This is a genomic window from Streptomyces sp. NPDC049887, assembly GCF_040656535.1.
GTDB lineage: Bacteria > Actinomycetota > Actinomycetes > Streptomycetales > Streptomycetaceae > Streptomyces.
In genome coordinates this window covers 179,016-199,901 of record NZ_JBFAMM010000001.1, presented here as the reverse complement: position 1 = coordinate 199,901, position 20,886 = coordinate 179,016, and the positions used below count along the sequence as shown (strand labels likewise).

18 protein-coding genes, 1 tRNA gene and 2 pseudogenes are annotated in these 20,886 nt (G+C 71.3%); 7 read left to right on the top strand and 14 right to left on the bottom strand.

Annotation, left to right across the window (positions count from 1 at the left end):
* Positions 1 to 164: 164 nt before the first annotated feature.
* Together AB0J10_RS00870 and AB0J10_RS00865 are read right to left on the bottom strand one after the other, a co-directional pair.
* Positions 165 to 866 carry a VOC family protein gene (locus AB0J10_RS00870; protein WP_363056363.1) on the bottom strand — a complete coding sequence of 234 codons (702 nt, stop codon included), beginning with the start codon at positions 864 to 866 and terminating at the stop codon, positions 165 to 167.
* 130 nt (positions 867 to 996) lie between these two features.
* Complete coding sequence (locus AB0J10_RS00865) at positions 997 to 1,443, bottom strand: GNAT family N-acetyltransferase (RefSeq protein ID WP_363056361.1); 447 nt, start codon at positions 1,441 to 1,443, stop codon at positions 997 to 999.
* Positions 1,444 to 1,692: 249 nt separating this feature from the next.
* On the opposite strand from AB0J10_RS00865, the gene AB0J10_RS00860 reads away from it, so the two are divergent.
* Positions 1,693 to 2,472, top strand: a complete 780-nt coding sequence (locus AB0J10_RS00860) for a response regulator transcription factor (protein ID WP_363056817.1) — start codon at positions 1,693 to 1,695, stop codon at positions 2,470 to 2,472.
* On the opposite strand, the gene tamR is transcribed toward AB0J10_RS00860, so the two are convergent.
* Positions 2,431 to 2,928 carry a MarR family transcriptional regulator TamR gene (gene tamR / locus AB0J10_RS00855; RefSeq protein ID WP_363056359.1) on the bottom strand — a complete coding sequence of 166 codons (498 nt, stop codon included), beginning with the start codon at positions 2,926 to 2,928 and terminating at the stop codon, positions 2,431 to 2,433. The genes AB0J10_RS00860 and tamR overlap by 42 nt on opposite strands.
* Before the next feature lie 132 nt (positions 2,929 to 3,060).
* On the opposite strand from tamR, the gene AB0J10_RS00850 reads away from it, so the two are divergent.
* The gene (locus tag AB0J10_RS00850; protein ID WP_363056357.1) at positions 3,061 to 3,882 is read left to right on the top strand and encodes a trans-aconitate 2-methyltransferase; all 822 of its coding nucleotides are present in this window, start codon (positions 3,061 to 3,063) and stop codon (positions 3,880 to 3,882) included.
* 25 nt (positions 3,883 to 3,907) lie between these two features.
* Positions 3,908 to 4,270, top strand: coding sequence for a VOC family protein (locus tag AB0J10_RS00845; RefSeq protein ID WP_363056355.1), 363 nt, complete (start codon positions 3,908 to 3,910; stop codon positions 4,268 to 4,270).
* Between the two features lie 204 nt (positions 4,271 to 4,474).
* Here AB0J10_RS00845 and AB0J10_RS00840 read toward each other — a convergent pair whose 3' ends face one another.
* Together AB0J10_RS00840 and AB0J10_RS00835 are read right to left on the bottom strand one after the other, a co-directional pair.
* Entirely contained in the window at positions 4,475 to 5,155 is a 681-nt protein-coding gene (locus AB0J10_RS00840; protein ID WP_269729973.1) for a TetR/AcrR family transcriptional regulator, read from the bottom strand.
* Positions 5,152 to 6,132, bottom strand: coding sequence for an acyl-CoA desaturase (locus AB0J10_RS00835; protein WP_363056353.1), 981 nt, complete (start codon positions 6,130 to 6,132; stop codon positions 5,152 to 5,154). Before AB0J10_RS00835 ends, AB0J10_RS00840 begins: the two co-directional genes overlap by 4 nt.
* Before the next feature lie 217 nt (positions 6,133 to 6,349).
* Here AB0J10_RS00835 and ppc point away from each other — a divergent pair, with 217 nt between their 5' ends.
* Positions 6,350 to 9,079 carry a phosphoenolpyruvate carboxylase gene (ppc, locus tag AB0J10_RS00830; RefSeq protein ID WP_363056350.1) on the top strand — a complete coding sequence of 910 codons (2,730 nt, stop codon included), beginning with the start codon at positions 6,350 to 6,352 and terminating at the stop codon, positions 9,077 to 9,079.
* Positions 9,080 to 9,490: 411 nt separating this feature from the next.
* Here ppc and AB0J10_RS00825 read toward each other — a convergent pair whose 3' ends face one another.
* The 7 genes and pseudogenes from AB0J10_RS00825 to AB0J10_RS00795 all read right to left on the bottom strand — a co-directional run bounded on the left by AB0J10_RS00825 (position 9,491) and on the right by AB0J10_RS00795 (position 15,128).
* Positions 9,491 to 9,961, bottom strand: a complete 471-nt coding sequence (locus AB0J10_RS00825) for a hypothetical protein (RefSeq protein WP_363056348.1) — start codon at positions 9,959 to 9,961, stop codon at positions 9,491 to 9,493.
* 65 nt (positions 9,962 to 10,026) lie between these two features.
* Positions 10,027 to 10,626: an aminoacyl-tRNA hydrolase gene (gene pth / locus AB0J10_RS00820; RefSeq protein ID WP_283299089.1), complete on the bottom strand. Its 600-nt coding sequence runs from the start codon at positions 10,624 to 10,626 to the stop codon at positions 10,027 to 10,029.
* A 165-nt stretch (positions 10,627 to 10,791) separates the two neighbouring features.
* A pseudogene (locus AB0J10_RS00815) lies at positions 10,792 to 11,331 on the bottom strand (50S ribosomal protein L25/general stress protein Ctc); the annotation flags it as partial.
* Between the two features lie 193 nt (positions 11,332 to 11,524).
* Positions 11,525 to 12,499, bottom strand: a complete 975-nt coding sequence (locus AB0J10_RS00810) for a ribose-phosphate diphosphokinase (RefSeq protein WP_363056346.1) — start codon at positions 12,497 to 12,499, stop codon at positions 11,525 to 11,527.
* 118 nt (positions 12,500 to 12,617) lie between these two features.
* On the bottom strand, positions 12,618 to 14,066 hold the full coding sequence (gene glmU / locus AB0J10_RS00805) for a bifunctional UDP-N-acetylglucosamine diphosphorylase/glucosamine-1-phosphate N-acetyltransferase GlmU (protein ID WP_363056344.1): 1,449 nt from the start codon (positions 14,064 to 14,066) through the stop codon (positions 12,618 to 12,620).
* A gap of 112 nt (positions 14,067 to 14,178) precedes the next feature.
* Positions 14,179 to 14,249 (bottom strand) — tRNA-Gln (locus tag AB0J10_RS00800).
* 6 nt (positions 14,250 to 14,255) lie between these two features.
* A complete protein-coding gene (locus AB0J10_RS00795) occupies positions 14,256 to 15,128 on the bottom strand; it encodes a hypothetical protein (protein ID WP_363056342.1) in 873 nt (290 codons plus the stop codon).
* 155 nt (positions 15,129 to 15,283) lie between these two features.
* Here AB0J10_RS00795 and AB0J10_RS00790 point away from each other — a divergent pair, with 155 nt between their 5' ends.
* Positions 15,284 to 16,630, top strand: coding sequence for a histidine kinase (locus tag AB0J10_RS00790; protein WP_363056340.1), 1,347 nt, complete (start codon positions 15,284 to 15,286; stop codon positions 16,628 to 16,630).
* Positions 16,631 to 16,990: 360 nt separating this feature from the next.
* On the opposite strand, the gene AB0J10_RS00785 is transcribed toward AB0J10_RS00790, so the two are convergent.
* Both AB0J10_RS00785 and AB0J10_RS00780 read right to left on the bottom strand, forming a co-directional pair.
* On the bottom strand, positions 16,991 to 17,485 hold the full coding sequence (locus tag AB0J10_RS00785; RefSeq protein WP_363056338.1) for an SUKH-3 domain-containing protein: 495 nt from the start codon (positions 17,483 to 17,485) through the stop codon (positions 16,991 to 16,993).
* Positions 17,486 to 17,495: 10 nt separating this feature from the next.
* Positions 17,496 to 18,017: a YwqJ-related putative deaminase gene (locus AB0J10_RS00780; protein ID WP_363056336.1), complete on the bottom strand. Its 522-nt coding sequence runs from the start codon at positions 18,015 to 18,017 to the stop codon at positions 17,496 to 17,498.
* Between the two features lie 228 nt (positions 18,018 to 18,245).
* Between AB0J10_RS00780 and AB0J10_RS00775 the strand changes: the two genes are divergently transcribed.
* Both AB0J10_RS00775 and AB0J10_RS00770 read left to right on the top strand, forming a co-directional pair.
* Positions 18,246 to 19,253, top strand: coding sequence for an SMI1/KNR4 family protein (locus tag AB0J10_RS00775; protein WP_363056334.1), 1,008 nt, complete (start codon positions 18,246 to 18,248; stop codon positions 19,251 to 19,253).
* Between the two features lie 8 nt (positions 19,254 to 19,261).
* A pseudogene (locus AB0J10_RS00770) lies at positions 19,262 to 20,886 on the top strand (hypothetical protein); the annotation flags it as partial.

The window sequence follows — 20,886 nt, the reverse complement described above, 5'->3', positions numbered from 1 at the left end:
CGGGCTGCCGTCGGCGGCGGACCGCCGGTGGCTCGCCCGACCGTCACGGCGCGCGGGTCCGGCGAAGGGCTGCGGGTGCGACGTGCCCGCGGTCCGCCACGAGGCGCCCGTCCCCGTGGCGTCCATCAAGGAGCGCTGGTGACCAGCGCTTCGATGGCTGATCCTCAGCCCAGCAGTTGCGCGAGGCGCTCGAGATCGTCGTGTGCGAACTCGCGTTCCTCCGCGGAGAGGTGGACCGCGCCGGCCGCGACGAGCGCCGACGTCGCGGTGTCATCGTCGCCGAGGCGGTCCGCGACGTCCGCACGCAGCACGAGAAGACGAAGTAGCTGCACGGGCGTTGGCCGCTCGCCCTCCATGCGCAGCGCCCGGTCGATGATTCTCGCGGCGCCCGTCGGGTCCTCCCTGGAGTCCGCGAGGAGGGATGCGTGGTGCAGGGCCCGGTCGAAGGTCTCCTTGGGGGCGGGCCGGTGGTGCTGGTCGTCGCTCGTCCGCTGCCCGATGCGGAGGCAGTTGCCGCCGGGATCGGTCATGAGGAACTGCCGCACGCCGTGTGACGTGTTCTTCAGCGGCCCGATGCGCGGCAGTCCGCGGTTCGGCACTCTCCCGTACGCCGCCTTCAGTCCGGCCCGGAAGGTCTTGTGCAGCCCGTCGACATCATCGGTCTGGACGATGCACGTACTGAACGACTCGGTCGGCTCGTACCGCTTCATCCCGAAGAAATGGAGCTGTATGCCGCCGCGCTGGACGGCAGCGTACGGATTGGGGCTCTTCTGCTGGAAGGTCACCTCGAACCCGAGGGTCGTGTAGAAGTCGAGAACGGGCTGGATGGTCCGGCACGGCAGGATCGGAATGGTCTTCTCACCCATGCGGGGTACTCTAGTCAAATTTGAGTAGAGGGTTGCGGGTGTTTCGCCGATCCGCCGGGACGACCTCGGCGCCCGCCTCCCGGCGCGCACCCGTGCCCCGCCTCCCCGCGCGCACCCGCGCGCCGTCGACTCAGCCGAGGTGCTTCGCCAGCAGGTACTCCGTCACGCCCGGTGGGTAGTCGGGCACCCGGCCGACGATCTCGTAGCCGTGCTTCCGGTAGAAGTCGGGTGCCTGGAAGTCCCACGTCTCAAGCCGGGACCAGGAGCATCCGCGGCCCAATCGGGCCTCGCGCTCGGCCGCGGAGAGCAGCTGGGAGCCCAGGCCCGCGCCGCGGTGCCGGGCGTCGACCCAGAGGAGGTCGACATGGAGCCAGCGGGCCCAGGTGCGGCCCGTCAGTCCCGCGGCCAGTTCCCCGGTCGCCTCCTCCACCACCCAGACCTGCAGGGGGACTTCGTCCTTGTGCGGGCTCACCGCCAGGGCCCGCATCGCCGGAGAGCGCTGTGCGTTGGCGGCCTCGAGTCTTTCACCGAGCAGGCCGAGGCGATCCTTGTCGACTTCTGTCTCAAAACGAAACATGCGGCACACCCTAAACACGGCGTCCAACCAGTTCTGCAAATGCCCTTCCCCTCAGGGCCGCCGGCCGTACTCTGAAGCACGTGCACCGGTGGGGGCCGGTGCTGATCAGGGGGCGAGACGGTCGGGTACGACGCCCGGGGCGGGGTATCGGTCAATCGCGGCGGCGGCCGCGACGGCCCACCCATTCCTGTCGGGCGCCGTACCCGTCGACGCGTGGCCTCCGCCGGAAAACGCAGCCTGGGGGTGTCTGTGGTTCGTATCCGGGTCCTCGTCGTGGACGACCACCGAATCTTCGCCGAGTCCCTCGCGGCGGCGCTCGCCGCCGAGCCGGACGTCGAGGTCGCCGCGGCGGGCAGTGGCCCGGCCGCGCTGCGCTGCCTCGAGCGCGCGGCGGCCGAGGGGCGCAGATTCGACGTGATGCTGGTCGATGCCGATCTGGGGATCGCGACGACACCGGGCGGCACCGTGGTCGCGCGAGCCGTCCCCGACAACGGCGACGGCTTCGTCGACGGGATCTCCCTGGTCGCCGCGGTTCGCACCGCGCGCCCCGCCGTCCGTACGGTCGTGCTCGCCGAGAAGGACGACCCGCGCCGGGCCGCGCTCGCGCTCCAGGCCGGCGCCTCCGGCTGGGTCGCCAAGGACTGCTCCCTGCAGCGGCTGCTCACGGTGATCCGCGGCGTTCTGCGCGACGAGACGCACCTGCCGCCCGCGCTGCTCACCGGCGTACTGCGAGAACTCACCGCCGCCCGCAAGCACCGCACCGAGAGCGAGCGGCTCGTGGAGTCGCTCACCCCGCGCGAGCGGGAGGTGCTGCGGTGCATGGTGGCCGGACTGGGCCGCAAGGCGGTCGCCGAGCGGCTGTTCCTCTCCCCGCACACCGTGCGCACCCATATGCAGAACGTCCTGGGCAAGCTCGGAGTCCACTCGACCCTCGCCGCGGTGGCGCTGGCCCGCCGGGCCGGGGTCGGCCCCGCGGAACTCGCGCCCTCAGCCGGGGATGTTGTCGAACGGGGCGGTCAACTGGCGTAGCAGGCCGGCGAGTTCACCGCGCTGAGCACGGGACAGCTCGGCCAGGATCGCGCGTTCCTGGGCGAGCAGCCCGGCGAGGGCCTGATCGGCGCGGTCCCGCCCCTCCGTGGTGAGGCGCACCAGCACGCCGCGACGGTCACTGGGGTCGGGTAGTCGTTCGACCAGGCCCTTCTTGGCGAGCCGGTCGATGCGGTTGGTCATCGTGCCCGAGGTGACCAGGGTCTGGGTGAGCAGCTGGCCGGGGGAGAGCTGGTAGGGCGCCCCCGCGCGCCGCAGCGACGTCAGGACGTCGAACTCCCAGGGCTCCAGATTGTGCTCGGCGAAGGCGATCCTGCGTGCGCGGTCGAGATGGCGTGCGAGTCTGGAGACGCGGCTGAGCACCTCGAGCGGCTCCACGTCGAGGTCGGGGCGCTCGCGGCGCCAGGCAGCGACCAGTCGGTCGACCTCGTCCTCCATGGCGATCAGTGTAGAGGGTCTGTCGACATGAAGTCTCTTGACGTCAAGATATATTTACATGGACTATTGGGCATGGTCGGGCCGGAACTCCTGCTCCGGTTCCGGCGAACGTTCCTGCAAGGGGGATCGAACATGCATTCCGTTCCAACCTGGGATCCACAGCAGTACCTGCGTCACTCAGGCCATCGAACCCGCCCGTTCCTCGATCTGCTCGGCCGCATACCCGAACTGCCCCACGGAAACCGCCCGCCCCGTATCGCCGACCTCGGGTGCGGCCCCGGCAACGTCACCGTGCTCCTCGCCGACCGCTGGCCGGACGCGCGGATCACCGGATTCGACCTCTCACCCGAGATGCTCGCCCGCGCCGAGAAGGAGTACGCGGGCACCACCAGCGGCGGCGGCTGGATCGACTTCCGGCCCGCCGACGCCGCCCACTGGACCCCCGACGAGCCCTACGACCTCATCGTCTCCAACGCCGCGCTCCAGTGGGTGCCCAACCACCCCGAGTCCTTCGCCACCTGGATCGACGGCCTCACACCCGGCGGCACCCTCGCCTTCCAGGTGCCCGGCAACTTCACGTCGCCCAGCCACGCGCTGCTCGGCGAACTCTGCGACACCCCGCAGTGGCGCGACCGCCTCGCCGACCAGGGCCGCCGCTTCGTCCATGTACTGGACCCGGCCGACTACCTCCTGCGGCTCGCCGACCTCGGGTGCGCCGCCGACACCTGGGAGACGACCTACCTCCAGCTGCTCACAGGCGAGGACCCCGTCCTGGACTGGGTCAAGGGCACCGCGCTGCGCCCGGTCCTCACCACGCTGGACGGGGACGAGGAGGCCACCGACGAGTTCCTCTCCCAGTACCGCGATCTGCTCCGCAAGGCATACCCGCCCGGCCCGCACGGAACGGTCTTCCCGTTCCGCCGCATCTTCGCCGTGGCCCGCAAACCGATGTAGACCCGTCGGGAAAGGACGTGTCACCGTGCTGACCGCTGTCGATCACGTCCAGCTCGCCGTGCCCGCGGGCTCCGAGGAAGCGCTGCGCGCGTACTACGGCGGCGCCCCGGGGATGACCGAGATGGCCAAGCCGCCGTCGCTCGCCGTCCGCGGCGGCTGCTGGTTCCGGACCGGCGACGTCCAGTTGCATCTCGGGGTGGACCCGGGTTTCCGGCCCGCGCGCAAGGCCCACCCGGGGCTGCGGGTGACCGGTGTCGAGGCGTTCGCCGAGCGCCTGCTCGCCCACGGCGCCGAGGTCGTCTGGGACGAGGACCTCCCCGGGCACCGCCGCTTCTTCTCGAAGGACCCGGTGGGCAACCGGCTGGAGTTCCTGGAACCGGTGGAGTGACCGGCCCGGCTGCCCGGCCGGCGTTCCTCCCGCGACGAGCGACGAGCGGGGAGCCGGACGCCGGCCGGCCGCGGCGCCCGTTCGCGGGCCGGCGGTGCGGGTGCGGGGATCGGCGCGACGCGTGGGCGTCATCGTGCGCACCCCCGTCCGCGCACACCCCCGACGTGACGCGACGCGCACCGGCCCGCCGCGCGCCGCAGCCGCTCAGCTCTTGCGGTGCCCTATCAGCCGCGGCTTCTGCTCCAGCCCGTCCAGCCCGTGCCAGGCCAGGTTCACCAGGTGGGCCGCGACCTCCGCCTTCTTCGGCTTGCGGACGTCCAGCCACCACTGGCCCGTCAGCGCCACCATCCCCACCAGCGCCTGCGCGTACAGCGGCGCCAGCTTCGGGTCGAAGCCGCGGGCCTTGAACTCCAGGCCCAGGATGTCCTCGACCTGTGTGGCGATGTCGCTGATCAGCGACGCGAACGTACCCGTGGACTGGGCGACCGGCGAATCACGGACCAGGATCCGGAAACCGTCCGTGTAGGTCTCGATGTAGTCCAGCAGCGCGAACGCCGCCTGCTCCAGCAGCTCCCTCGGGTGGCCCGCGGTCAGCGCCCCGGTCACCATGTCCAGCAGCTGGCGCATCTCCCGGTCGACCACGACGGCGTACAGGCCCTCCTTGCCGCCGAAGTGCTCGTACACCACCGGCTTGGACACCCCGGCCTTCGCCGCGATCTCCTCCACCGACGTGCCCTCGAAGCCCTTCGCGGCGAAAAGCGTGCGACCGATGTCGAGCAGCTGCTGGCGGCGCTCCGCCCCGGTCATCCGGACCCTGCGCCCACGCCGGGGCTTCTCACTGCTGCTGCTGGTGCTGCTGCCGTCGATCGCCACGCCCTCAATCATGCCGCCTCCGCGGCTTCCTTCCGGCGCCGGGCGGCAATCCGGTCCGCACTCGGCCAGCGCACGTCGTACGCCCAGCCCGCCTTCTCGAACCAGCGGATCAGCCGGGCGCTGGAGTCGATCTGCCCGCGCATCACACCGTGCCGGGCGCTCGTCGGGTCGGCGTGGTGCAGGTTGTGCCAGGACTCGCCGCACGACAGCACCGCGAGCCACCACACATTGCCCGAACGGTCGCGCGACTTGAACGGGCGCTTGCCGACCGCGTGGCAGATCGAGTTGATCGACCACGTCACGTGGTGCAGCAGTGCGACGCGGACCAGCGAGCCCCAGAAGAACGCGGTGAACGCGCCCCACCACGACATCGTCACCAGACCGCCGACCAGCGGGGGGATCGCCAGGGACACGATCGTCCAGATCACGAACTGGCGCGAGATCGCCCGGAGCGCCGGGTCCTTGATCAGATCGGGCGCGTACTTGTGCTGCGGGGTCTGCTCCTCGTCGAACATCCAGCCGATGTGTGCCCACCACAGGCCCTTCATCAGCGCCGGGACCGTCTCGCCGAAACGCCACGGCGAGTGCGGGTCCCCCTCGGCGTCGGAGAACTTGTGGTGCTTGCGGTGGTCGGCCACCCAGCGCACCAGCGGGCCCTCCACGGCCAGCGACCCCATGATCGCCAGTGCGATCCGCAGCGGCCGCTTGGCCTTGAAGGAGCCGTGGGTGAAGTAGCGGTGGAAGCCGATCGTGATGCCGTGGCAGCCGATGAAGTACATCGCCACCAGCAGGCCGAGGTCGAGCCAGCTCACACCCCAGCCCCACGCCAGCGGGATCGCCGCCAGGAGCGCCAGGAAGGGCACCGTGATGAACATCAGCAGGGCGATCTGCTCGATCGAACGCTTGCTGTCGCTGCCCAGCGTGGCGGAGGGAAGATCGGGCGCGGACGACTTCCGGGCGTCGTCGATCACATCGGGACTCGTGGTCATGGGGTGTCCCCTGGGGGGTGAGGGTGCGGCTGAACCGTCCGGCTACGGAACCGTAACCTACGGGGTCGTAAGTATGGCAGCGCGAAGCCTCGCGGCAAGAGGGCGGTGGACAACGCCGAGTGAACGGACACCTATCCTTGGAGTCGTCGGACAGCGTGGTCCGCAAAGCCTCCGGAAAACCTCCAGACGTGCTCAAACACTGCAAGGAGCCGCACCTGTGAGCAGTGCCGACCAGACCACATCCGCCAGCGCGGAGCTGCGTTCCGACATCCGCCGACTGGGCGATCTGCTGGGCGAGACCCTCGTACGGCAGGAAGGCCCCGAACTCCTCGACCTCGTGGAACGCGTACGCGCCCTGACCCGGTCCGACGGCGACGCCGCCGCGGAGCTGCTCGGGGACACCGACCTGGAAACCGCCGCGAAGCTGGTGCGTGCGTTCTCCACGTACTTCCATCTTGCCAACGTCACCGAGCAGGTGCACCGCGGCCGCGAGATGCGCGAGCGCCGCGCCGCCGAGGGCGGGCTGCTCTCCCGGACCGCCGACATGCTCAAGGAAGCGGACCCCGAGCACCTGCGCGAGACCGTGCGCAACCTCAACGTGCGGCCGGTCTTCACCGCCCACCCCACCGAGGCGGCCCGCCGGTCCGTGCTGAACAAGCTCCGGCGCATCGCCGAGCTGCTGGAAACCCCGGTCAACCCCGCCGACCGCCGCCGGCACGACCTGCGGCTCGCCGAGAGCATCGACCTGATCTGGCAGACGGACGAGCTCCGCGTCGTGCGCCCCGAGCCCGCCGACGAGGCCCGCAACGCCATCTACTACCTCGACGAGCTCCACGCGGGCGCCGTCGGGGACGTCCTGGAGGACCTCGCCGCCGAGCTGGAGCGCGCCGGGGTCGAGCTGCCGCCCGGCACCCGGCCCCTCACCTTCGGCACCTGGATCGGCGGCGACCGCGACGGCAACCCCAACGTCACCCCCGAGGTCACCCGCGAGGTCCTGATCCTCCAGCACGAGCACGGCATCACCGACGCCCTCGAAGCCGTCGACTCGCTGCGCGCGCTGCTGTCCAACTCGATCCGCTACGCGGGCGCCACCGAGGAACTGCTCGACTCCCTCCAGTCCGACCTCGAGCGCCTGCCGGAGATCAGCCCCCGCTACAAGCGGCTCAACGCCGAGGAGCCCTACCGGCTCAAGGCCACCTGCATCCGCCAGAAGCTCGTCAACACCCGCGAGCGCCTCGCCAAGGGCACCCCCCACGAGAAGGGCCGCGACTACCTCGGCACCGCCGAGCTGCTCCAGGACCTCACCCTCATCCAGACGTCGCTGCGCGAGCACCGCGGCGGGCTGTTCGCCGACGGCCGCCTCGACCGCACCATCCGCACCCTCGCCGCCTTCGGGCTGCAGCTCGCCACCATGGACGTGCGTGAGCACGCCGACGCGCACCACCACGCCCTCGGCCAGCTCTTCGACCGGCTCGGCGAGGAGACCTGGCGCTACGCCGACATGCCGCGCGAGTACCGGCAGAAGCTGCTCGCCAAGGAACTCCGCTCCCGGCGGCCGCTCGCCCCGACCCCGGCACCGCTCGACGCCGCGGGCGCCAAGACCCTCGGCGTCTTCCACACGGTCAAGGAGGCATTCGAGCGCTTCGGGCCCGAGGTCATCGAGTCCTACATCATCTCGATGTGCCAGGGCGCCGACGACGTCTTCGCCGCCGCCGTGCTCGCCCGCGAGGCCGGACTGGTCGACCTGCACGCAGGCTGGGCCAGGATCGGCATCGTGCCGCTGCTGGAGACCACCGACGAACTCCGGGCTGCCGACGTCATCCTCGACGAGATGCTGGCGGACCCGTCCTACCGCAGGCTCGTCGCCCTGCGCGGCGACGTCCAGGAGGTCATGCTCGGCTACTCCGACTCCTCCAAGTTCGGCGGCATCACCACCTCGCAGTGGGAGATCCACCGCGCCCAGCGCAGGCTCAGGGACGTCGCCCACCGCTACGGCGTCCGGCTGCGGCTCTTCCACGGCCGGGGCGGCACCGTCGGCCGCGGCGGCGGCCCCACCCACGAGGCCATCCTGGCCCAGCCCTGGGGCACGCTCGAGGGCGAGATCAAGGTGACGGAACAGGGCGAGGTCATCTCGGACAAGTACCTCATCCCCTCCCTGGCCAGGGAGAACCTGGAGCTCACGGTCGCCGCGACCCTCCAGGCGTCCGCCCTGCACACCGCGCCCCGGCAGAGCGACGAGGCGCTCGCCCGCTGGGACACCGCGATGGACACCGTCTCCGACGCCGCCCACGCCGCCTACCGCAGGCTGGTCGAGGACCCGGACCTGCCGGCGTACTTCTTCGCCTCCACCCCCGTCGACCAGCTCGCCGAGCTGCACCTGGGCTCCCGGCCCTCCCGCCGCCCCGACAGCGGCGCCGGCCTGGACGGGCTGCGGGCCATCCCGTGGGTGTTCGGCTGGACCCAGTCGCGGCAGATCGTGCCCGGCTGGTTCGGCGTCGGCTCCGGCCTGCGGGCCCTGCGCGAGGCCGGCCAGGACTCCGTCCTGGAGGAGATGTACGAGAAGTGGCACTTCTTCCGCAACTTCGTCTCCAACGTCGAGATGACCCTCGCCAAGACCGATCTGCGGATCGCCCGCCACTACGTGGACACCCTCGTGCCGGACGAGCTCAAGCACGTGTTCGCCGGCATCGAGACCGAACACGAGCTGACGGTGCGTGAGGTGCTGCGCGTCACCGGAGGCGAGCAGCTGCTCGACTCCAACCCGGGACTCCAGCAGACCTTCGGAATCCGGGACGCCTATCTGGACCCGATCTCCTACCTCCAGGTCTCGCTGCTCGCCCGGCAGCGCACCGCCGCCGAACGCGGGGAACCGGCGGATCCGCTGCTGTCGCGGGCGCTGCTGCTGACGGTCAACGGCGTCGCGGCCGGACTGCGCAACACGGGCTGACGGCCCCGCTCCGCCCCGACGGCAGGGGGCCCGGGAACCCTCCCGGGCCCCCTGCCCGTCTTTCCGGCCACTCCCGGGTCGGGGTGCCGCGCCGGGACGGGTGTCCGGGCCGGGCCGCTGGGCCGGGTCGCTTGGTGGGGTCGCTTGGTGGGGCCGCTGGGCCGGGTCGCTGTACCGGGTTGCCGTGCCGGGTTGCTGGGTCGCGCTGCCGCGCCGCGCTGCTGTACCGGGCTGCCGGCGCTGGCCGGGACGGGTGCCCGGATCGGTGTGCCGTGCCGGGTTGCTCGGTCGCGTTGCCGCGCCGGGCTGCCGCTCGGTCTCGCCGCCGGGTGGGCTGCCGGGCCCGGTCCGCTGACCGGGCGGGCCGCGCGCTGCTTCGTGTCGCTGGGCCGCGCCGCCGGGTCTCACTGCTCAGAGCGCGAAGAACGCGCCCACCAGCAACGCGCCGCCCGCGGCGGCCGTCCCCCACGCCGTCCGCGTCATCCGCAGACCGCCGCCGATCACACAGGCGGCGAGCAGCAGTGCACCGCCGAGGGGCAGCCACGCGTGCAGCGCCCCGGGCCAGCCGGTGCGCACGACCTCGTCCGTGCCCGGCTTCACCACCACGGCGAGCTCCGCGCCCTCGGCCACCGCCACCGACCTCTCGATGACCATGCCCGACCGCGCGCCGCCGGGCCCATCGGGGTCGTACGGGCCCGTGCAGGTCTTCTCGCCGCAGTCGGCGACGGTGAGCGTCCCGTGCTCACGGCCCTTGGACAGCAGCACGTGCTGGGCCGTGCCCCAGGAGGACCAGAAGCCGGCCACGAGCAGCAGCAGCACCACCGCGGCCAAGGACGCACGGCGGCCGTGGTCGAGCATCCGGCCGGAGGAGTTCCGCTTCATGGGGCGCGATCCTTCGGCACCCGACCTCGCTCGGTCAACTCATGGCCGGCGCTATGGAGGGCTTGTCAGGAGTTGTACGCACTCTGCGCGCGCTCCAGCCCCTCCGTCACCAGACACTCCACCGAATCCGCCCCGCGGTCCACGAAGTAGTCCAGCTCCTTGCGCTCGGCACCGGAGAAGTCCTTCAGCACGAAGTCCGCCACCTGCATCCGCCCCGGCGGACGCCCGATGCCGAACCGCACCCGGTGGTAGTCCGAACCCATCGCCTTCGTCATCGACTTCAGACCGTTGTGCCCGTTGTCACCGCCACCCAGCTTCAGCCGCAGCACACCGAAGTCGATGTCCAGCTCGTCGTGCACCGCCACCACGTGCGCCGTCGGAACCTTGTAGAAGTCCCGCAACGCCACCACAGGACCACCCGAAAGATTCATGTACGACATCGGCTTCGCCAGGATCACCCGACGGCTCCCCGGACCCGCCGGACCGATCCGGCCCTCCACCACCTGCGCCTGCGCCTTGGCCGCCCGCTTGAACTTCCCGCCCATCCGCTCCGCGAGCAGATCGGCGACCATGAACCCCACGTTGTGGCGGTTCCCCGCATACCCCGGCCCCGGATTGCCCAGCCCCACCACCAGCCAGGGCGCGCCGGCGTCGACCGTCGTCATGAACGTCTCCTCGAGTCCGCGAACGAGTCCGAAAAACAGCGAACGGGGTGGCGGGCCGCGCGGCCCGCCCCCCCCGCCAGCAGAGCGTACGGCGCAGGGCGCGGCGCCCGCGGCGGCCCCCGCCGCGCCCGCCGCCGCCCCCACGGCCGCGGGGGCCCCCGCCGCGGCCTGCGCGGCCAGGACCTGCAGCACGACCGCGTCCTCGTCCACGGCCAGGGAGACGCCCTTCGGCAGCTCGACGTCCTTGGCGTGGACGGAGGCGCCGGCCTCCAGGCCCTCGACGGACACCGTGAAGGACTCGGGGATGTGGGTGGCCTCGGCCTCGACCGGCAGCGCGTTCAGCACGTGCTCCAGCAGGTTGCCACCGGGGGCCAGCTCACCCTCGGCCTGCACCGGAACCTCGACCGTGACCTTCTCGCCGCGCTTCACCAGCAGCAGGTCCACGTGCTCCAGGAAGCCCTTCAGCGGGTCGCGCTGCGCCGCCTTCGGGATGGCCAGCTCCTTCTTGCCCTCGATGTCCAGCGCGAGCAGGACGTTCGGGGTACGCAGCGCCAGCAGCAGCTCGTGACCCGGCAGCGTCACGTGGACCGGGTCCGAGCCGTGACCGTACAGAACGCCGGGAACCTTGTTGTCGCGACGGATGCGCCGGGCGGCGCCCTTGCCGAACTCGCTGCGGAGCTCCGCGGAAATCTTCACCTCGGACATGTGCACTCCTCGTATGCGGTGACGAACATGAACAGTCACCCGGCCACGACTGGCCTGCTACGAAGAGCGCGTCGATAACGGACCGCCGTACCGAAACGGGTACGGCCTCCCTCGCCGAGCAACCCGATGAGTCTACCCGGAGGGAGGCCGCAGCCTAAATCGATCTCCGATCGCGCGGTCCGCCGCCCGTCGGCTACTGCTCCTCGAACAGGCTCGTCACCGAGCCGTCCTCGAAGACCTCGCGCACCGCACGCGCGATCGTCGGCGCGATCGACAGGACGGTGATCTTGTCCAGCTCCAGATTGCTCGGGTCCGGCAGCGTGTTCGTGAACACGAACTCGCTCACCTTCGAGTTCTTCAGCCGGTCCGCGGCGGGACCCGACAGCACACCGTGCGTGGCCGTGACGATCACGTCCTCCGCACCGTGCGCGAAGAGCGCCTCCGCGGCCGCGCAGATCGTGCCGCCGGTGTCGATCATGTCGTCGACGAGTACGCAGACCCGGCCCTCGACATTGCCCACGACCTCGTGGACCGTCACCTGGTTCGCCACGTCCTTGTCGCGGCGCTTGTGGACGATCGCCAGGGGCGCGTCCAGACGGTCGCACCAGCGGTCCGCCACGCGCACCCGGCCGGCGTCCGGGGACACCACCGTCAGCTTCGAGCGGTCGACCTTCGCGCCGACGTAGTCCGCCAGCAGCGGCAGCGCGAACAGGTGATCCACCGGCCCGTCGAAGAAGCCCTGGATCTGGTCCGTGTGCAGATCCACCGTGAGGATCCGGTCCGCACCGGCCGTCTTCATCAGATCCGCCACCAGGCGCGCCGAGATCGGCTCACGACCGCGGTGCTTCTTGTCCTGACGGGCGTAACCGTAGAACGGCAGGATCACGGTGATGCTCCGCGCGGAGGCCCGCTTCAGAGCATCGATCATGATCAACTGCTCCATGATCCACTTGTTGATGGGAGCCGTGTGGCTCTGCATCAGGAAGCAGTCCGCGCCACGCGCCGACTCCTGGAAACGGACGTAGATCTCACCATTGGCGAAATCGAAGGCCTTCGTCGGCACGATGCCGACACCCAGCTGATGGGCGACCTCCTCGGCCAGCTCGGGGTGGGCGCGGCCGGAGAAGAGCATCAGCTTCTTCTCGCCGGTCGTCTTGATCCCGGTCACAACACTGTCTCCTCAGACGTGTATCTCTGCTGCTGATCCGCCCGTCCTTGGTTGCGGCGAGCCAGCCGAATCATGTGCACGTATCACGGTACGCCGAGATTGACGCACCCGTTCCCGGTCAGCCGTCGCGCTCCACGGCCTCACCAGCGGCCTGAGCCGCCTGCGCGGCCGCACTCCCGGGACGCTTCCGCGCCACCCAGCCCTCGATATTCCGCTGCTGACCACGGGCCACGGCCAGCGAACCCGGAGGCACATCCTTGGTGATCACCGAGCCCGCCGCGGTGTACGCACCGTCCCCGACTGTGACAGGAGCAACAAACATGTTGTCCGACCCCGTCCGGCAGTGAGAGCCGATCGTCGTGTGGTGCTTCGCCTCACCGTCGTAGTTCACGAACACCGAGGCAGCACCGATGTTCGTGTACTCACCGATCGTCGCGTCACCCACGTACGACAGATGGGGCACCTTCGTGCCCTCGCCGAGCGAGGCGTTCTTCATCTCCACGTACGTACCCGCCTTGGCCTTCGGGCCGAGCTTCGTCCCAGGACGCAGGTACGCGTACGGACCCACCGACGCCGACTCCCCGATCACCGCGCGGTCCGCCACCGTGTTGTCCACCCGTGCCCCACGGCCCACCACCGTGTCCCGCAGCCGCGAGTTCGGACCCACCTCGGCGTCCTCCCCCACATGCGTCGCACCCAGCAACTGCGTGCCCGGGTGAACCACCGCGTCCCGCTCGAACGTCACCGTCACGTCCACCAGCACCGACGCCGGATCCACCACCGTCACCCCGGCCGTCATCGCCCGCTCCAGCAACCGCTGGTTCAGCAGCCGGCGCGCCTCCGCGAGCTGTACCCGGTTGTTGATCCCCAGGATCTCCCGGTGGTCCCCGGCCACCGACGCACCCACCCGGTGCCCCGCCTCACGCAGGATTCCGAGCACGTCCGTCAGGTACTCCTCGCCCTGGCTGTTGTCCGTGCGCACCTTGCCCAGCGCATCCGCCAGCAGCCGGCCGTCGAACGCGAAGACACCCGAGTTGATCTCCTTGATCGCCCGCTCGGCCTCGGAGGCGTCCTTGTGCTCCACGATCGCGGTCACCGCACCCGTGGCGGAATCCCGCACGATCCGGCCGTACCCCGTCGAGTCCGGGACCTCCGCCGTCAGCACCGTCACGGCATTGCCGTCGGCCGCATGAGTTCCGGCGAGCGCCGACAGCGTCTCGCCGGAAAGAAGGGGAGTGTCACCGCACACGACCACGACCGTGCCGTCCGGGGCCTGGCCCAGCTCCTCCAGGGCCATCCGCACGGCGTGACCAGTGCCGTTCTGCTCCGCCTGGAACGCCGTGCGCGTCCCCTCGTAGTGCGCGGCGAGATGTTCCCTGACCTGTTCGCTCGCATGCCCCACGACCACGACGAGCTGCTCGGGCTCGAGCTCACGGGCGGCGGACACGACGTGCCCGACGAGCGAGCGTCCGGCGATCTCGTGCAGGACCTTGGGGGTCTTCGACTTCATGCGGGTGCCCTCACCCGCTGCAAGGACGACGACGGCGGCCGGGCGGTTGGCGCTCACGGGAATGCCCTTCGGCTTCGGGTGGTGGACATCCGAAGGATACCGGGGGCATACAGGCGTGAAATAAGTGCGGGTCCTGACCGTGAGGTCAGGACCCGCACTTGGCAGTTTGCTCCCGGGGGAGGACTCGAACCCCCATGATCAGAACCAAAATCTGACGTCTTGCCCTTAGACGACCCGGGATTACCGCTATGTCCGATTTGTTGGATCGGCTGCGGAGGCAGCCCCTACTATGCCGTACCACCAGCCCTCGATGCGACGGTACAGCTCCGCGCTCTGCCGGACCTGGATGACGAGGCAACCCCGGTAACCCGTGCCCACGTTCTTGCGGACGGTCTTCGGGTTGTGCCGCTTGAGCGTGGTCTTGCCGAATGTCGCGACGTCCGCCCCGACGAGGTCGGCCCAGTATCGCTCCGCGGTGTGCACCTCGGCCGACTCGTGGATCATCACGTGAAACCTCAGGCGAGTCCTCTCGACTCCGAGCAGGTCGAGCCACGCGAGGAACAGCGTGATCATGTCGGGGTCGCTGTTGACGAAGGTCACCCGCTCTCGGCGCGCGTGAGGTTTGTCCTTGGTGCCTTCGGCCCAGTAGAGGCCGACTCCGATCAGGTGAAGCTCCCGGTCGGTGAGCGCGCCGACCTCGGCTGCGGCGCGGGACTTGGCCTGCTGTCGTGCCGCCTCCCTCCTCGGGCCCTCGTGCTCCCAGCGCTTGCGGGCCGCCAGACTGGCCTGCTCGGCAGGTGTGCGCCGGACCGGCGCCGGCAGGTCACGCACCCACAGTGAGATCGAGCTCTTCGAGCACCCCAACTCGACCTGGATCTGGTCGTAGGTCATCCCTTGCAGTCGAAGCTCGCGCGCCTTCGCCCGCAGGTCGTCCTTCGCGTTCGGGCGCCTGGTCCAGTCGGGTGGCGGCTCGCCCTTCACGAGGCGGTTGAGGATGTCGTTGTTGCCGATGTGGAGTCGGTCGCGGATCTGGCGGAGGCTGAGGCCTTCGCGGCGCAGCGCGATCGCCCGTCTGCGGAGGTTTTCGAAGTCGGCGTACGGGCCGGTCGTGGAGGTCATGCGCCCAGGTTCGTCCGGAATGCGGACATCCGGGTCGAAGGAGTGGTCGATTCACCTGTTCGAGCGGTCGTCGCGGTTTGTGACCTCGTTCGATCACGTTCCGTGCTGTGGAAGCCGCCGGAAAATCGCTCGACCGCTTTCGTAGTCTGGGAGACATGACCACAACGGGGGCACACCAGGACTCCGCGGACGACGCGTCGCCGCGGAGCTTGCTGTGGTGGGGGCGGCGGCGGAGTGCGGTGCTGGACGTGGGGCTCGGTCTCGTGTCCGCGGCGGAGTGCGCGCTGGAGGGGGTGCGCTTCTCGGAGACGGCCGCGCTGCCCGTTCCGGTGGGGGTGGTCTTCGGGCTGCTCGCCGGGTCGGCGCTGGTGCTGCGCCGGCGCTGGCCGGTCGCCGTGGTGCTGGTGTCGATCGCGATCACGCCGGCCGAGATGGGCTTCCTGATGGCGATCGTCGGGCTGTACACGCTCGCCGCCTCGGAGGCGCCGCGGCGGGTGATCGCGGCGCTGGCGGGAATGTCGTTGCTGGGGACGCTGATCGTCACGTTCGTCAGGACGCGGCAGGACGTGGCGACGGCCGATTTCGATCCGGGTCCCTGGTACGTGCCGGTGGTGTCGGTCGTGATGTCGATCGGACTGACCGCTCCACCGTTGCTGCTGGGCCTGTACGTGGGGGCGCGGCGGCGGCTGATGGAGAGCCTGCGGGAGCGTGCGGTCAGTCTGGAGCAGGAGTTGTCCCTGCTGGCCGACCGTGCGGAGCAGCAGGCGCAGTGGGCGCGTACGGAGGAGCGGACGCGGATCGCGCGGGAGATGCACGACGTGGTGGCGCACCGGGTGAGTCTGATGGTGGTGCATGCGGCGGCGTTGCAGGCGGTGGCGTTGAAGGATCCGCAGAAGGCGGTGAAGAACGCGGCCCTGGTGGGGGACATGGGCCGGCAGGCGTTGACGGAGTTGCGGGAGATGCTGGGGGTGCTGCGGTCGGGCGAGGAGGTCGCGGCGCGGGCGGCGGCGGAGCCGGTGCCGTTGGCGGCGGTGGGTGTGGCGGCGGCGGCCGCCGCCGAGGCCGCCGAGGCCGCGGTGACGGGCGAGGGGCCGTCGTTGGCGGATCTCGGCTCGTTGGTGGAGCAGTCGCGGCTGGCGGGGATGGTGGTCGAGTTCTCGGTGCAGGGCGAGTCGCGCGGGTACCGGCCGGAGGTGGAGCAGACGGCGTTCCGGGTGGTGCAGGAGGCATTGACGAACGTGCACAAGCATGCGGCGGGTGCGAGGGTGTGGGTGCGGGTCGCCCATCGTGATGCGGAGATCGCGATGCAGGTGGAGAACGGTCCTTCGGAGCGGGGTGCGGCGGACGCGGGTCTGCCGAGCGGGGGGAACGGTCTGGTGGGTATGCGGGAGCGGGTGTCGGCACTGGGCGGTGTGTTCGTGTCGGGGCCGACGGACGGGGGCGGTTTCCGGGTGTCGGCGGTGCTGCCGATGGAGTCACCGGTGGAGTCGTCGGTGGTGTGAGCGTCCGCGGGGCGCTCTTCGGCTGCCGGATGATGCCGGCCGGTGGTCCGGGCGTCCGGGGTGGCCCGGTGTGAACCGCCAGGTCGGTCCGATGTGCCAGGGTGAGCCGGCGGGTGGGTCCGATGTGCCCGGGTGAGGGGCGGGTGGGTCCGATGTGCCCGGGTGGAAGTGCCGGTCGGTCGGGCGGGCCTCTGCCGGTCCGGTCCGGTGTGCCGGTGTTCCGTGTTGTGGTGGTCCGGCGGGGCGGTCGCCGCCGCGGGACCCTGGCGTTGTCCGCTGCTCTCCGTCGCGGTGCCCCCGGGGCGTGGTGCCCTGTGCCCGCGCCGTCCCGGGTGTGGTGCCCGGGTCGCGGGGCCGGTCTCAGGACGTGGTGAGGCGGGCGGGCTGGCTGCCGTTGACGAGGGTGACGAGGGCCTGGTCGAGGTCGGGACCGAGGTACCAGTCGCCGGTGTGGTCGACGCTGTAGACGCGGCCCTCGGTGTCGATGGCGAGGACGGCCTGGGCGTCGCCTTCCTCTCCGAGGGGCGCGATCTCGGTGTCGAGGGCGCGGCCGAGGTCGCTGAGGGTGCGGGCGAGGTGGAGCCCGGCGAGGGGGTCGAGGCGGAGGGCCGTCGGTGCGGTCTGGCGGCCGGGTCCGGGCGGGGTGATGTGGAGGGCGCCGAACTCGGCCCAGGCTTCGACGGCCGCGGGGAAGACGGCGTGCCGGTGGCCGCCGGGGGAGACGTGGGCGCGCAGGGTGTCGGCCCATTGTTCGGCGAGTTTGATGTCCCAGCGGCCCGGTTGCCAACCCGCGTCGCGCAGGGTTGCGTCGACGGCGACGGGGAAGCGGGTGGTGCTGAGGGGGTGGTCGGGCATGTGTGTGCGTTCAGCCGTTCTCGTTCTGGGTGGGGTCGACGGCGCGTACGCCGAAGTGAGCGAGCATCGCCGCGCAGGAGCGGCAGGGGGCGGCGTAGCTGCCGTGGAGGGGGTCGCCGTCCTCGCGGATGCGTCGTGTGGTGAGTTTGGCGTGCTTGAGGGAGCGGCGGGCTTCGCCTGGGGTGAGGGGTTTGCGCTGGGCGCGTTTGGAGCGTGCCGCGTCGGTGGCGCCGATGTGGCGGGATAGCAGGATGGCTTCGGGGCACCGGCCGGTGAAGCGTTCGCGCTGGCCGCTGGTGAGGGTGTCGAGGAAGTCCTGGACGAGCGGGTGGAGGGTGGGGGCCTGGTCGCCCTTGGCCGCGGTGCAGGTGAGGGTCGAGCCGCGGACGGACAGTGCGGCGGCGACGGTGGGCAGGATTCCGTCGCGGCGGAAGCGGAGTACGGGCGGGCGTGCTGCGGCCTCCGCGCTGCTCCAGCTGAGCCTGGGGTCGCCGGTCGTGGCTGATGGCGACGGTTGCGGTGCCGTGTACATGGTGCTGTTGTCCCTCCCTGCAATCCCCCGAGTTGCTGGGACAGCCTGCCAAATGGGGCGGGTGGTGCGGAAGCGGGGTGGCTGAAACGTGTATTCGTGTCGTTCCGTCCTGGGCTGAGGGTCACGCGGGCGTGACGGTTCGTTACGGGAGCGGAGGGGCGGTGGCCGTTGTCGCCCCACCGCATAGGCTGTGGTGAACCAGCCGGACGCAGCAGGGGGCATACCGCCATGACGACAGGTCGGATCGGGCTGGGGGCACCTCCCGGCCCCCAGGGCCGGGAGGTCGCAGTGCCGCCGAACGCGGCCTACGCCGGGCAGGTCGTTCACTTCCCGGATCCGGTGAGGGCTGCTCGGCATCCTATGGGCGTCCGGGTGGACGAGCGTGGTTTTCCGGATTTCTCGCCCTATGCGCGGGCGGCGGCGGAGATCGCCGAGCCCCCGGAGGGTTTCGGCGTCGACGAACTGCGGCTGACGGACTACGTGTCGGCGAACGCGGCTCTGGCCGCGACGGGCCATGAGCTGTGGGACACGATTCCGCCGGTGGCGACACCGCACGGATGGACGTGGCACCACGTGGCGGGGAGCCGTCGGCTGGAGCTGGTGCCGGTCGAGGTGAAGGCGCTGCTGAGGCATCACGGCGGTGTGGCGACGACCGTGGTGGACCACGGGAAGCGCGGGACCCGTCCGCTGCAGGAGACGCGGCCGGCGCACTTCGGTCTGCCGAAGGGCGCGGTGTCGGTGTCGGAGCAGCAACTGCTCGGGGTGGAGGAGGACTTGGGGTACCGCCTGCCGGGGGCGTACCGCTCGTTCCTGAAGGCGGCCGGTGGGTGCGCGCCGGTGGGTGCGGCGCTCGACGCGGAGCTGGGGTTGCTGGTGGACCAGCCGTTCTTCACGGTGCGTGAGGAGGCGGCGGTCAACGACCTGCTGTATGTGAACAAGTGTCTGCGGGACCACCTGACGAAGGACTATCTGGGCGTCGGTTTCGTCCAGGGCGGGTTGCTGGCGGTCAAGGTCCGTGGTGCGGACGTGGGTTCGGTGTGGTTCTGCGCGTACGACGACGCGCGGGACCGGGACGGCTTGACGGTGACGGAGCGGGTGGAGCGGCTGCTGCTGCCGTGCGGTGAGGACTTCGACGCGTTCCTGGAACGGCTGGCCGGGAATCCGCCGGAGTTGGAGACCGTGGCGAACCTGATGGTGGACGGCGGCTTCGCGCGTGCCGTCCCGGTGGGGGAGTGAGCTTCTCGATGGTGACGTTCGCGCAGGCGCAGGAGCGCGCGGAGGAGTGGTTCAACGGCGACCTGCCCGCGTACCAGCACCGCGAGGTGCGGGTGCGGGAGTTCGAGCTGGGCTTCGTGGTGTGGGCGGAGGACCGACCTGAGGGGCCGACGTCGGACGGCGGCCGGCAGCGGATGGTGATCGCCCGGGACAGCGGGGAGGCCACGCTGTGGCCGGGCCTGCCGGTGGGTGAGGTGATCCGCCGCTACGAGGAGGAGTACGGCGCTCCCGCGACGGCTGCGGCTCCGGCCGTGGCGCCGCCGGAGCGGGTCGATCTGAATCAGACGTCGTTCCTGCTGAGTCCGCCGGAATGGCTGCAGGACGCGGCGGACAGGTTGGGCATTCCGGACCAGCGGGGTTCGCGTGGCGACGCGGGCGCTCCGGTGGCGGGTACGTCCTCCGCGGACGCCCCCGCGGGTGCCGCCGCCGGGCAGCCGGCGCAGGACGCGGGGAGCCCTCAGGACGCGATCGCCGGTGGTGTCACCAACGGGCGTGGTTCACACGTGGGCGGGAGCGCGTGGCCGGGTGCGGCTGCCGCCTCTCCGCAGACCTCCGCCGCCGGAGCGGCCGTTGGGCCTGCTCCCGTCGGGGCCGGCCCCGGCGGCGCGTCTGCCGCGGTGCCGCCGGGCGCCACGAGTGGCGGTTCGCATGTGGGCGGGAGCGCGTGGCCGGGTGCGGCTGCGGCTGCCGCATCGGGTTCGCCGGAGACGCCCGCCGCGGGGGCCGACGGTGCGGCCGCCTCGGGCGAGGGCCGCCCCCAGGGTGGGACCGGTGGGGACGAGTACGAGCCGACCGCTTCCGACGGGGTGCCGGCCGCGCCCGCGGGTGCGACGCCGTGGGCGGGGACGGACACGAACGCCGGCTCGGAGGACGGTTCCGTTCCGCTGCCGGCGACGGTGTTCGCGCCGCCGCTGGCCGGTGCGGACGACGAGGACACCCCGCCCTCGGTGGGAGCGGACGCGCCGACGGCGCTGATGTCGGGTGGCAGCCAGTTGCCGCCTACGGCGGTGTCGCCCGCCCTCGATCCGCAGGACCGTGTCGCCGGTGCGGCTGCCGCGCCGCCTGCGGGCACTCCCGCGCCGCGTTCGGCGGGGGACATCGCGGACGCCGCGACGAGCAAGGCCACGGTGCCGCCGCGCGGTGCGCGCGTCCCGGGGCCGACGACTCCGCCGCCGCCGGGTGCGCCCGGTGTTCCTGGCGGGAGGCCCGGTGCGACGCCGCCTCCGCCGGGGCCCGCTGCGCCGGCGGGCGGTTATGTGCCCACGCAGATGGTCTCCCAGATCGGCCCGGACGGACCGCAGCCGCCGAACGCGGGTCCGGCCGGTCCGGGTGTTCCGCGGCCTCCTGGTCCGCCGGGGGTTCCGGGTACGCCGCCGGGTGGGGTGCACCACGCGGCGACGATGCTGGCGAACCCGAACCCGAACCCGAACCCGAACCCGAACGCGAGTCCGGATTCCGGTCCGGGTGCGGGTTCTCCTCCCGCTCCGAACGCGGGTCCAGCCGGTCCGGGTGTTCCGCGGCCTCCTGGTCCGCCGGGGGTTCCGGGTACGCCGCCGGGTGGGGTGCACCACGCGGCGACGATGCTGGCGAACCC